This window comes from Gammaproteobacteria bacterium, from assembly GCA_016195665.1.
Classification (GTDB): Bacteria; Pseudomonadota; Gammaproteobacteria; order SURF-13; family SURF-13; genus JACPZD01.
The window spans coordinates 126,762-136,987 of the sequence record JACPZD010000028.1; the positions used below are offsets into that span (position 1 = coordinate 126,762).

The 10,226-nt window shown below is 59.5% G+C and carries 20 protein-coding genes; all 20 read right to left on the reverse strand.

The window, feature by feature from the left end:
* Position 1 precedes the first annotated feature (1 nt).
* A complete protein-coding gene (gene rpsE, locus HY028_08400) occupies positions 2–508 on the reverse strand; it encodes a 30S ribosomal protein S5 (GenBank protein ID MBI3344857.1) in 507 nt (168 codons plus the stop codon).
* A gap of 20 nt (positions 509–528) precedes the next feature.
* On the reverse strand, positions 529–882 hold the full coding sequence (gene rplR, locus HY028_08405; protein ID MBI3344858.1) for a 50S ribosomal protein L18: 354 nt from the start codon (positions 880–882) through the stop codon (positions 529–531).
* A gap of 31 nt (positions 883–913) precedes the next feature.
* A complete protein-coding gene (gene rplF, locus HY028_08410; GenBank protein ID MBI3344859.1) occupies positions 914–1,447 on the reverse strand; it encodes a 50S ribosomal protein L6 in 534 nt (177 codons plus the stop codon).
* 8 nt (positions 1,448–1,455) lie between these two features.
* Positions 1,456–1,854 (reverse strand): 30S ribosomal protein S8, encoded by a 399-nt coding sequence (rpsH, locus tag HY028_08415; protein MBI3344860.1) that lies wholly within the window; start codon positions 1,852–1,854, stop codon positions 1,456–1,458.
* A gap of 13 nt (positions 1,855–1,867) precedes the next feature.
* Positions 1,868–2,173, reverse strand: a complete 306-nt coding sequence (rpsN, locus tag HY028_08420) for a 30S ribosomal protein S14 (GenBank protein ID MBI3344861.1) — start codon at positions 2,171–2,173, stop codon at positions 1,868–1,870.
* Positions 2,174–2,184: 11 nt separating this feature from the next.
* On the reverse strand, positions 2,185–2,724 hold the full coding sequence (gene rplE / locus HY028_08425) for a 50S ribosomal protein L5 (GenBank protein MBI3344862.1): 540 nt from the start codon (positions 2,722–2,724) through the stop codon (positions 2,185–2,187).
* Positions 2,725–2,732: 8 nt separating this feature from the next.
* Entirely contained in the window at positions 2,733–3,050 is a 318-nt protein-coding gene (gene rplX / locus HY028_08430) for a 50S ribosomal protein L24 (GenBank protein MBI3344863.1), read from the reverse strand.
* 15 nt (positions 3,051–3,065) lie between these two features.
* Positions 3,066–3,434 (reverse strand): 50S ribosomal protein L14, encoded by a 369-nt coding sequence (gene rplN, locus HY028_08435; GenBank protein ID MBI3344864.1) that lies wholly within the window; start codon positions 3,432–3,434, stop codon positions 3,066–3,068.
* 219 nt (positions 3,435–3,653) lie between these two features.
* Positions 3,654–3,941, reverse strand: a complete 288-nt coding sequence (gene rpsQ / locus HY028_08440; GenBank protein MBI3344865.1) for a 30S ribosomal protein S17 — start codon at positions 3,939–3,941, stop codon at positions 3,654–3,656.
* The gene (gene rpmC, locus HY028_08445) at positions 3,934–4,134 is read right to left on the reverse strand and encodes a 50S ribosomal protein L29 (GenBank protein MBI3344866.1); all 201 of its coding nucleotides are present in this window, start codon (positions 4,132–4,134) and stop codon (positions 3,934–3,936) included. The genes rpsQ and rpmC overlap by 8 nt, the downstream gene beginning before the upstream one ends.
* Before the next feature lie 6 nt (positions 4,135–4,140).
* Positions 4,141–4,554, reverse strand: a complete 414-nt coding sequence (rplP, locus tag HY028_08450) for a 50S ribosomal protein L16 (protein ID MBI3344867.1) — start codon at positions 4,552–4,554, stop codon at positions 4,141–4,143.
* A 5-nt stretch (positions 4,555–4,559) separates the two neighbouring features.
* Positions 4,560–5,312: a 30S ribosomal protein S3 gene (gene rpsC / locus HY028_08455; protein MBI3344868.1), complete on the reverse strand. Its 753-nt coding sequence runs from the start codon at positions 5,310–5,312 to the stop codon at positions 4,560–4,562.
* Between the two features lie 160 nt (positions 5,313–5,472).
* Complete coding sequence (rplV, locus tag HY028_08460) at positions 5,473–5,811, reverse strand: 50S ribosomal protein L22 (protein ID MBI3344869.1); 339 nt, start codon at positions 5,809–5,811, stop codon at positions 5,473–5,475.
* Between the two features lie 10 nt (positions 5,812–5,821).
* Positions 5,822–6,112: a 30S ribosomal protein S19 gene (gene rpsS / locus HY028_08465; GenBank protein ID MBI3344870.1), complete on the reverse strand. Its 291-nt coding sequence runs from the start codon at positions 6,110–6,112 to the stop codon at positions 5,822–5,824.
* 12 nt (positions 6,113–6,124) lie between these two features.
* Positions 6,125–6,958 (reverse strand): 50S ribosomal protein L2, encoded by an 834-nt coding sequence (gene rplB / locus HY028_08470; GenBank protein MBI3344871.1) that lies wholly within the window; start codon positions 6,956–6,958, stop codon positions 6,125–6,127.
* A 13-nt stretch (positions 6,959–6,971) separates the two neighbouring features.
* On the reverse strand, positions 6,972–7,268 hold the full coding sequence (rplW, locus tag HY028_08475; GenBank protein ID MBI3344872.1) for a 50S ribosomal protein L23: 297 nt from the start codon (positions 7,266–7,268) through the stop codon (positions 6,972–6,974).
* Complete coding sequence (rplD, locus tag HY028_08480; GenBank protein ID MBI3344873.1) at positions 7,265–7,882, reverse strand: 50S ribosomal protein L4; 618 nt, start codon at positions 7,880–7,882, stop codon at positions 7,265–7,267. Before rplD ends, rplW begins: the two co-directional genes overlap by 4 nt.
* A 9-nt stretch (positions 7,883–7,891) precedes the next feature.
* Positions 7,892–8,545, reverse strand: coding sequence for a 50S ribosomal protein L3 (rplC, locus tag HY028_08485; GenBank protein ID MBI3344874.1), 654 nt, complete (start codon positions 8,543–8,545; stop codon positions 7,892–7,894).
* Between the two features lie 76 nt (positions 8,546–8,621).
* Complete coding sequence (gene rpsJ / locus HY028_08490; GenBank protein MBI3344875.1) at positions 8,622–8,933, reverse strand: 30S ribosomal protein S10; 312 nt, start codon at positions 8,931–8,933, stop codon at positions 8,622–8,624.
* Positions 8,934–9,036: 103 nt separating this feature from the next.
* Positions 9,037–10,226: elongation factor Tu (gene tuf, locus HY028_08495; GenBank protein MBI3344876.1), on the reverse strand; the 1,190-nt coding region annotated here is incomplete at its 5' end.

Below are 10,226 nucleotides of genomic sequence, written 5' to 3' on the forward strand. Positions count from 1 at the left end.
ACTAGTCCAGAATATCGCTCAGTGACTTACCGCGCTTGGCCGCAATGTCTTCTGGATCGTTCATGACGGTCAGACCCTTGATGGTCGCGCGTACGACGTTGATAGGATTGGTCGAGCCTATGCACTTGGCCAGCACATCGTGCACGCCGAGCACCTCGAACACCGCGCGCATCGCACCGCCCGCGATAATACCGGTACCCTGCGAGGCAGGCTGCATAAACACCTTGGCCGCGCCGTGCTCGGACGTAATGGGGTATTGCAAGGTGCCGCCCTTGAGACTGATGGAGCGCAGATTACGGCGTGCATCGTCCATGGCCTTCTGGATGGCCACAGGCACCTCGCGCGCCTTGCCGCGCCCAAGACCGACCTTGCCGTTGCCGTCGCCGACCACCGTCAGGGCCGCGAAGCCGAACTGCCGTCCGCCCTTCACCACCTTGGCGACACGATTGACCGCGACCAGCTTCTCCAGCAAGCCATCGTTATTTTTTGGGACTTCGTAACCTGCCATAAATCAATCCTTGGAATTCGTCAGAATTCGAGGCCGTTTTCACGCGCCGCATCGGCCAGCGCCTTGACACGGCCGTGGTACTTAAATCCGGAGCGATCGAACGCAACCCGGGTGATGCCCGCCGCCTTGGCCTTTTCCGCTATCGCCTTGCCGACCGCGGCGGCGGCGGCCACGTTGCCGGTATTCTTGAGCCCGCCCTTGACGGCGGCCTCCAGCGTAGAGGCGCACACCTTAACCTGGGCGCCGCTCGGATCAATGATCTGGGCGTAGATGTGCTGCGGCGTGCGGTTTACGCACAGGCGCATCGCACCGAGTTCCCGGATCTTGGCGCGGGCGCGCCGGGCACGGCGCAAACGGTTCTCTTTTTTGTCCATGTTCATAATTCTCTCTACCTATAGCCGCGCGTTATTTCTTTTTGACTTCCTTGCGCACAACAATTTCGTCCGAATACTTAACGCCCTTGCCCTTATAGGGTTCGACCTTGCGATAGGCGCGTATCTTCGCCGCCACTTCGCCGACCAGCTGCTTGTCTATACCCTTGACCACGATTTCCGTCTGACTGGGTGTCTCGATGGCAATGCCATCCGGTAGCGTAAAACTGATCGGGTGTGAGTGGCCGAGCGTGAGGTTAAGCACCTTACCCTGCATTTGGGCACGGTACCCGACTCCAACCAGGTCCAGCTTCTTACTAAATCCGTTCACAGCGCCCACAATCAGGTTGTTCACCAGCGCACGGGTGGTTCCCGCCATCGCATTGGCCTCGATAGACTCATCCCGCGGGGCGAACTTGAGGATCTTATCCTCACGCTTGATCTCGACCCGCTCGTGCACGTCCATCTTCAGCGAACCCTTGGCGCCCTTCACCGCAACGGCCTGAGCGCTGATGATGACTTCGACGCCGGAAGGAATCTCAACTGGACTTTTAGCAACCCTGGACATGCTGAATCCTATGAAACGTAACAAAGAATCTCGCCGCCGCAACCGGCCGCGCGAGCCGCACGGTCGGTCATAACGCCGTGCGAAGTGGAAACGATAGCGATGCCGAGGCCGCCGATCACCTTGGGCAATTTAGCCTTGCCCTTGTAGGTGCGCAGGCCGGGACGGCTCACCCGCTGTATGTGTTCGATCACCGGTTTACCGGCGTAATATTTGAGGCCGATCACCAGCAGCTTCTTGTTGCCGGGCAGTTCCTGCACGGCGTATTGGGCGATGTAGCCTTCCTCGGCCAGCACCTTGGCGAGCGCCACCTTGACCTTGGACGAGGGCATACTCACCTCGACCTTTTCCGCGGCCTGGCCGTTACGGATGCGGGTCAACATGTCGGCAATGGGATCGGTCATGCTCATTTAACGTGCCTCATTACCAACTCGCCTTAACTAAACCCGGGATGTCGCCGCGCATGGCTGCCTCGCGCAGCTTGCTGCGTCCAAGACCGAACTTGCGGTAGAAACCGCGTGAGCGGCCGGTGATGCGGCAGCGATTGCGTCCGCGCGCGGGACTGGCATCTCGCGGCAGCGCCTCGAACTTGCGGCGCGCATCCTGGCGCATCTGCTCGGAGGCGCCTTGGTCCATCATCTGCTGCTTTAACTCCGCACGCTTGGCCGCGTATTTTTTAACCGTGAGCGCGCGCTTCAGTTCACGGTTAACCATAGAAGTTTTTGCCATGTTGTGTGCCCTTAAGCCCTAAACGGGAAACTGAAGGCCGCCAACAGCGCGCGCCCTTCTTCATCGGTTTTCGCGGTGGTGGTGATGGTAATGTCCATGCCACGCAGCGCATCAATCTTATCGTACTCAATCTCCGGGAATATGATCTGCTCGCGTACGCCCATGCTGTAATTGCCTCGCCCGTCGAACGATTTGGCGCTGAGACCACGGAAGTCACGAATGCGCGGGATGGCGACGCTCACCAACCGGTCCAAAAACTCATACATGCGCCGGCGGCGCAGGGTGACCTTGCAGCCTATCGGCCAGCCGTCGCGGATCTTGAAGCCCGCGATGGACTGGCGCGACAGACACACGATCGGCTTCTGGGCGGCGATTTTGGTCATGTCCGCCACCGCATGCTCGATGATCTTTTTGTCCGCGACCGCCTCACCGACGCCCATATTGAGCGTGATCTTGGTGATGCGCGGCACCTGCATCACATTCTCATAGCCAAACTTGGCCATCAGATCCTTGACCACCGTTTTGCGGTAATAATCTTGCAGTCTTGCCACAGCAGCGCCTATCTATCAATCACTTCGTTGTTGGACTTGAAAAAACGCACCTTGCGCCCGTCTTCCAGCATGCGTATCCCGACCCGGTCGCCCTTCTTGGCGGCGGGGTTGTATAGCGCGACGTTGGATATGTGCAACGGCATCTCTTTTTCCACAATCCCGCCACCCACGCCCTTGTTGGGGTTGGCCTTGGTGTGGCGCTTCGCTATATTGATGTTCTCGACCATCACTCGATCATTGTCCAGCACGCGCAACACGTTGCCGCGCTTGCCTTTGTCCTTGCCGGCAATCACGATCACATCATCGTTTTTTCTAATCTTACGCATCGCTAGATCTCTCAGCTACAGTACTTCCGGTGCGAGTGAAACAATCTTCATAAATTTTTCGGTGCGCAGCTCGCGGGTAACCGGCCCGAAGATGCGGGTGCCGATCGGCTGCTGCTGATTGTTGAGCAGCACGGCGGCGTTGCTGTCAAAGCGGATCACAGAACCGTCAGGCCGGCGCAGACCCTTGCGGGTGCGCACCACCACCGCATCGTACACCTCGCCCTTCTTGACCTTGCCGCGCGGAATCGCTTCCTTGATGCTAACCTTGATGACGTCGCCTATGCCGGCGTAACGCCGGTGCGATCCGCCCAGCACCTTGATGCACATCAGGCGCCGCGCGCCGCTGTTGTCGGCGACATCCAGGGTGGATTGCATTTGTAACATGGCTTATCTCCGGACAACTCTATTACTTGGGTTACGGGCAAGGAAAGCAGATAAGTATAGCACTAAAAAACCGGTAGGGCACCTCTAAAAATAGTGGATTTTGGCTTTAGGCAAGGCGGAATTCTGCGAGAAAGCGCAGCGTACAAAAGAGTACATGAGCATTTCGAGCAGAATTCCAACGCCGCATAAAGACAAAAGACGCATTTTTAGAGACGCCCGTTACTCCAAGATCGCTTTTTCGACAACACTCACCAACCGCCACGCCTTGGTCTTGGACAGGGGACGGCACGGTTCAATAGTCACCAGGTCGCCCTCGCCACATACATTGTTTTCATCGTGGGCATGCAGCTTGGTGGTGCGCTTTATGTATTTTCCATAGGCCGCATGTTGCACGGTGCGCTCTATCATCACAGTGATGGATTTATTCATCTTATTGCTGACGACGCGGCCGGTCAGGGTCCGCGGTCGCTCCCGGCGCCCTGCCTCCACTTTAGGTTGCTCATTCATGGGCCTGGCCTTCCTTTTGTGTCAATAGTGTCTTGATGCGCGCAATCTGGTGACGCACCTCTTTGAGCTGATGCGGCTTGGTCAACTGCCCGGTGCCTTTCTGCATGCGCAGATTGAACTGCTCGCGGCGCAACTCGAGCAGCTCCTTGTTAAGCTCCTCGGCGTTCTTTTGTTTGAGTTCGCTGGTCTTCATGGCGCGTTACATCACGGTACGGGTGACGAAAGTGGTCAGCACCGGCAGCTTGGCCGCGGCGAGCTTGAACGCCTCGCGGGCTACCTGTTCTGTGACGCCTTCCATTTCATAGAGCATGCGGCCGGGCTGCACCTGGGCCACCCAATATTCGACATTACCCTTGCCGTTGCCCATACGCACTTCCAGCGGCTTACGGGAAATAGGCTTGTCGGGAAACAGGCGTATCCACACCTTGCCGCCGCGCTTTACATGGCGGGTCATGGCGCGGCGCGCAGCTTCGATCTGGCGCGCGGTGACACGGCCCCGGGTAGTGGCCTTGAGGCCGTACTCGCCGAAGCTGACCTTGTTGGCGGTAGTGGCAAGACCCCGGTTGGTGCCCTTCATCTGCTTACGGTACTTGGTTCGCTTAGGTTGCATCATAACTGTTAGCTCGCAGGTTGCACTGCGCCATGCAGGGACGCATCTGTGTCCCGGGAGGCAGGATGCCGGGAGGGACCGCCATGCGGCGCGGCTTTGTCGGCGGGTGCGCCCTCGGCGGTCTGGTCGCCCAGTCCGAAGGCCTCGCCCTTAAATATCCATACCTTGACGCCGATCACCCCGTAGGTGGTACGCGCCTCGGCAAATCCATAATCAATATTGGCGCGCAGGGTGTGCAAGGGCACGCGGCCCTCGCGGTACCACTCGGAACGCGCAATCTCACCGCCGTTCAGACGGCCGGAGACGTTGATCTTGACGCCCAGGCCGCCGATGCGCATGGCGTTGGTCACAGCGCGCTTCATGGCACGCCGGAACATGATGCGGCGCTCCAACTGTTGGGCCACGCTCTCCGCAACCAGATAGGCGTCGAGCTCGGGCTTGCGTATCTCTTCCACGCTGACGTGCACAGGCACCCCCATCATCACTGAGATCTGCTTACGCAGCGACTCGATGTCCTCGCCCTTCTTGCCGATCACGATACCGGGCCGGGCGGTATGGATGGTGATACGCGCGTTGCGCGCCGGGCGCTCGATCTGTATCCGGCTCACCGAGGCCTGCGCCAATTTCTTCTTTAAGAAATCGCGCACCTTGAGGTCGGTGTTGAGATAGTCGGCGTAATTTTTGGTATTCGCGAACCAGGTGGACGTCCAATCGGTGACGATACCCAGGCGAAAGCCCGTCGGATGTACTTTATGACCCATCGTAACCTCTCTCGTTAACTAAGAAGAAACAACGAAAGCGGAATTCGCCTTCTTTGGTTTCTTCTTAGTAAAAAAACCTATTTTACTTACCCCCACCCTATCCCTCCCCCTGAACAGGGGGAGGAGACATTGGAGGAATGTCATCTTACTAACCAGCTCTTCAGGTACCACTGTCGGCAACGGTAACTGTGATGTGACTGGTGCGCTTCAGGATGCGCGCACCGCGGCCCTTGGCGCGCGCGTGCATACGCTTCTGCATGGGGCCGCCGTCCACCCATATCGCGGAGACCTTGAGTTCGTCCACGTCGGCGCCCAGGTTGTGCTCGGCATTGGCAATCGCGGACTCCAGCACCTTCTTGAGTAACGCGGCCGCCTTTTTGTTGCTGAAAGTGAGCAATTGCAGCGCGCGCTCGACGGGCAGGCCGCGGATCTGATCAGCCACCAGCCGGGCCTTCTGGGCCGACAGATGGGCATATTTCAATTTGGCTATCGTTTCCATGATGATGTCCTTACTTGGCCGCCGCAGCGACCTTTTTATCTCCCGCCGCCGCATGTCCTTTGAAGGTGCGCGTGGGGACGAACTCGCCCAACTTGTGGCCGACCATGTTGTCGCTGATCAACACGGGGATGTGCTGCCGGCCGTTGTGTACGGCGATGGTAAGCCCGATCATGTCAGGCAATACCATGGAGCGACGCGACCAGGTCTTGATCGGACGCTTGCTGTGGGTGGCGACGGCTGTCTCAACCTTCTTCACCAGATGGGCGTCCACAAAGGGGCCTTTTTTGATTGAACGTGGCATACGATTATTTCCTTACCTTACGCCTCTGGGACGACGGCGTACTATCATGCTGTCGGTGCGCTTGTTGGCGCGTGTCTTGTAACCCTTGGTGGGCGTACCCCAGGGCGATACGGGGTGACGCCCGCCCGAGGTGCGGCCTTCGCCGCCGCCGTGCGGGTGGTCCACCGGATTCATGGCGACACCGCGCACGGTGGGGCGGATGCCGCGCCAGCGCTTGGCGCCCGCCTTGCCCAGCGAGCGCAGGTTGTGTTCGGAGTTCCCCACCTCGCCCAAGGTCGCGCGGCAGTCGGTCGGGACCTTGCGTATCTCGCCCGAGCGCAGCCGCAGTGTGGCGTGCTCGCCTTCCCGCGCCACCAGCTGCACCGCTGCGCCGGCGCTGCGCGCCAATTGCGCGCCCTTGCCCGGCTGCATTTCTATGCAATGCACGGTGCTGCCCATAGGAATGTTGCGGATCGGCAGGCAGTTGCCCGGCTTGATCGGTGCATCCGGGCCGGACATGACCTCGGAACCCGCCGCCACGCCCTTGGGGGCGATGATATAACGGCGCTCGCCGTCTGCGTATAACACCAGGGCGATATGGGCGCTGCGGTTAGGATCGTACTCGATGCGCTCGACATGGCCGGGGATGCCGTCCTTGTCTCTCTTGAAATCAATGACGCGGTAGTAGCGCTTGTGACCGCCGCCCTGGTGGCGAACCGTCACCCGTCCGTGATGGTTGCGACCCGACCCGCGGATCTGCTTTTCCAGCAGCGGCTCGTGCGGCTCGCCCTTGTGCAGACCAGGCGTCACCACCTTGACGACGAAGCGCCGTCCGGCCGATGTGGGTTTTGTTTTAACCAATGCCATAATGGTAGCTCCTCTACTTCCCGCCGGTGAAATCAATATCAAAGCCCGGCTTCAGGCTCACATACGCCTTTTTCCAGTCGGAGCGGCGGCCGCCACGGCGGCCGGCGCGCTTGACCTTGCCTTTCAGATTGGCGGTCCGCACGGCGGCGACCTGAACATTGAACATGAGCTCTACGGCGCCCTTGATCTCGCCCTTGTCGGCATCGGGCCGCACGCGGAATACAAACTGCTTGTTGCGTTCAGCCACTGTGGTGCTCTTTTCAGAGATGTGGGGCGCGAGCAATACGGTCATCAGGCGTTCCTGATTCATTTGAGCACCTCTTCCAGCTTTTGCAGCGCGGGCACGGTGACCAGCACCTTCTCGAATCCCACCAGGCTCACCGGATCCACCGCGCTGACCTCACGCACCTCTACATGGTGCAGGTTGCGCGCGGAGAGGCGCAGCTTGTCATCGAGTTGGTCGGTAATCACCAGCACGTCGTTCAATCCCAAGCCATTGAGCTTCGCGGCCAACGCCTTGGTGCTGACCTCATCCACCGGGAACTCTTTGACCACCACCAGACGTTCCTGGCGCACCAGTTCCGAAAAGATCGAACGCAGCGCCGCGCGGTACATCTTTTTATTGACCTTTCCGGAGTAATCGCCCAGCACCGCCGCGAACACCTTGCCGCCGCCGCGCCACAACGGACTCCGCGACGTACCGGCACGGGCCCGCCCTGAGCCTTTCTGCTTCCAGGGCTTCTTGCCGCCGCCCCTGACCTGAGCACGGGTCTTTTGGGCATGGGTGCCGGCGCGCGCGGCGGACAGATAGGAGGTCACCACTTGGTGTACCAGGCTTTCGTTGTAGGGGCAGGCAAAGCTCGCATCATCCACCTGCATGACGCCGGCCTTATTGTTGCCCATCGGTGTCAGATTCAGTTCCATAATAATTCCCTAGGAGGCCGCAGCCGCCGCCTTGATCGCCGGGTGTACGATGACGTCGCCGCCCTCCGGCCCCGGCACCGCCCCGCGGATCAGCAACAGATTGCGCGCGGCGTCCACGCGCACCACTTCCAGGCTTTGCACGGTACGGCGTTTGTTACCCAAATGTCCGGCCATTTTCTTGCCCTTGAACACACGTCCCGGCGTTTGACGCTGACCGATAGAACCCGGCGCACGGTGCGACAGCGAGTTACCGTGGGTGGCGTCACCCATCGTAAAGTGATGACGCTTGATCGTTCCGGCGAAACCTTTACCCATGGTAGTCCCCGCCACATCCACCTTTTGGCCGGGCTTGAAGATATCTACCTTGAGCTCGGCGCCCACGGCGAAATCATCGCCCTCACCGTCGGCCAGGCGGAATTCCCACAAACCGCGTCCCGCGCCGACACCCGCCTTGGCGAAATGCCCGGCGGCGGGTTTGGTCACCCGCGAGGCACGCCGCGTACCCAGGGTTATCTGGATGGCGCGATAACCGTCGTTGTCCACCGTCTTGACCTGGCTGATGCGGTTGGGCTCCACCTCGATCACGGTGACCGGGATGGAGACACCCTCGTCGGTAAAGACGCGTGTCATTCCGGCTTTGCGGCCTACTAATCCTATTGCCATGTTGCGTTCTCTTTGTAATCCACTTGTAGGGCCGAATTCATTCGGCCATCGCTGCGTGCGAATGAATTCGCACCTACTAACTTACCTTAATCTGTACATCCACGCCCGCGGCCAGATCCAGCTTCATCAAGGCGTCCACCGTCTTGTCGGTCGGGTCCACGATGTCCATCAGCCGCTTGTGGGTGCGGATCTCGTACTGGTCGCGCGCGTCCTTGTCCACATGCGGCGAGGTCAGCACGGTAAACCGCTCTATTTTAGTCGGCAGCGGGATAGGACCCCGCACCTGAGCACCGGTGCGCCGCGCAGTCTCCACGATCTCGCGCGCCGACTGATCTATCAGGCGGTGATCGAAGGCCTTCAAACGTATCCGTATTCTTTGGTTGGTCATATAAAGTCCTTAAAAACAGATACAAGATACAAGTTTCAAGATACAAGTAATAACAAAGAGACAAGGGGTTTACTTGTATCTTGTATCTTTTCCCTTGTATCTATTATTCAATAATCTTCGAGACCACACCCGCGCCAACGGTCCTGCCGCCTTCACGAATGGCGAATCTTAAGCCTTCCTCCATCGCGATCGGGGCGATCAGGGAGACGGTCATCTTGACGTTGTCGCCGGGCATGATCATTTCGATGCCCGGCGGCAGGTCGCAGGCGCCGGTGACGTCGGTGGTTCTAAAGTAAAACTGGGGCCGGTAGCCGTTGAAGAAGGGGGTGTGTCTGCCGCCTTCTTCTTTGGACAGGACGTAGACTTCGGCCTCAAACTGGGTGTGCGGTTTGATGCTGCCGGGTTTGCAGAGGACCTGGCCGCGCTCGACTTCTTCGCGCTTGGTGCCTCTCAGCAGTACGCCGACGTTGTCGCCGGCCTGGCCTTGGTCCAGGAGCTTACGGAACATTTCGACGCCGGTGCAGGTGGTCTTTTGGTTGGGCTTGATGCCGACGATTTCGATTTCATCGCCGACTTTGACGATGCCGCGCTCGATTCGGCCCGTTACGACGGTGCCTCGGCCGGAGATGGAGAAGACGTCTTCGACGGGCATGAGGAAGGCGCCGTCTATGGGGCGCTCGGGCTGGGGGATGTAGTCGTCGAGGGCTTCAACCAGTTTGATGACGGCGGGGACGCCGATCTCGCTTTGGTCGCCTTCGAGGGCCTTGAGGGCGGAGCCCCGGATGATGGGGGTGTCGTCGCCGGGGAATTGGTAGAGGTTGAGGAGTTCTCTGACTTCCATTTCGACCAGTTCGAGGAGTTCGGCATCATCCACCATGTCGGCCTTGTTGAGGAACACGACGATGTAGGGGACGCCGACCTGGCGGGCCAAGAGGATGTGTTCGCGGGTCTGGGGCATGGGGCCGTCGGCGGCACTGACGACCAGGATGGCGCCGTCCATCTGGGCGGCGCCGGTGATCATGTTTTTGACATAATCGGCGTGGCCGGGGCAGTCGACGTGGGCGTAGTGGCGCTTGGCGCTTTGGTATTCGACGTGGGCGGTGGCGATGGTGATGCCGCGCGCGCGCTCTTCGGGGGCGGCGTCGATCTGGTCGTAGGCTTTGTATTCACCGCCGTGCAGCCCTGCCATGACTTTGGTCAAGGCCGCCGTCAGGGTGGTCTTGCCATGGTCTACGTGGCCGATGGTGCCTACGTTTAAATGCGGCTTGGTCCGCTCAAATTTTGCCTTGGACA

Bases quoted from the DNA above. Each gene is read 5' to 3' on its own strand.
- rpmC (MBI3344866.1), bottom strand. From the start codon at position 4,134: ATGAAGACCAGCGAACTCAAACAAAAGAACGCCGAGGAGCTTAACAAG.
- rplN (MBI3344864.1), bottom strand. From the start codon at position 3,434: ATGTTACAAATGCAATCCACCCTGGATGTCGCCGACAACAGCGGCGCG.
- rpsE (MBI3344857.1), bottom strand. From the start codon at position 508: ATGGCAGGTTACGAAGTCCCAAAAAATAACGATGGCTTGCTGGAGAAG.
- rpsQ (MBI3344865.1), bottom strand. From the start codon at position 3,941: ATGAATGAGCAACCTAAAGTGGAGGCAGGGCGCCGGGAGCGACCGCGG.
- rpsJ (MBI3344875.1), bottom strand. From the start codon at position 8,933: ATGACCAACCAAAGAATACGGATACGTTTGAAGGCCTTCGATCACCGC.
- rplW (MBI3344872.1), bottom strand. From the start codon at position 7,268: ATGAATCAGGAACGCCTGATGACCGTATTGCTCGCGCCCCACATCTCT.
- rpsS (MBI3344870.1), bottom strand. From the start codon at position 6,112: ATGCCACGTTCAATCAAAAAAGGCCCCTTTGTGGACGCCCATCTGGTG.
- rplR (MBI3344858.1), bottom strand. From the start codon at position 882: ATGGACAAAAAAGAGAACCGTTTGCGCCGTGCCCGGCGCGCCCGCGCC.
- rpsN (MBI3344861.1), bottom strand. From the start codon at position 2,173: ATGGCAAAAACTTCTATGGTTAACCGTGAACTGAAGCGCGCGCTCACG.
- rpsH (MBI3344860.1), bottom strand. From the start codon at position 1,854: ATGAGCATGACCGATCCCATTGCCGACATGTTGACCCGCATCCGTAAC.
- rplP (MBI3344867.1), bottom strand. From the start codon at position 4,554: ATGATGCAACCTAAGCGAACCAAGTACCGTAAGCAGATGAAGGGCACC.
- rplV (MBI3344869.1), bottom strand. From the start codon at position 5,811: ATGGAAACGATAGCCAAATTGAAATATGCCCATCTGTCGGCCCAGAAG.
- rplC (MBI3344874.1), bottom strand. From the start codon at position 8,545: ATGGCAATAGGATTAGTAGGCCGCAAAGCCGGAATGACACGCGTCTTT.
- rpsC (MBI3344868.1), bottom strand. From the start codon at position 5,312: ATGGGTCATAAAGTACATCCGACGGGCTTTCGCCTGGGTATCGTCACC.
- rplF (MBI3344859.1), bottom strand. From the start codon at position 1,447: ATGTCCAGGGTTGCTAAAAGTCCAGTTGAGATTCCTTCCGGCGTCGAA.
- rplD (MBI3344873.1), bottom strand. From the start codon at position 7,882: ATGGAACTGAATCTGACACCGATGGGCAACAATAAGGCCGGCGTCATG.
- rplX (MBI3344863.1), bottom strand. From the start codon at position 3,050: ATGCGTAAGATTAGAAAAAACGATGATGTGATCGTGATTGCCGGCAAG.
- rplB (MBI3344871.1), bottom strand. From the start codon at position 6,958: ATGGCATTGGTTAAAACAAAACCCACATCGGCCGGACGGCGCTTCGTC.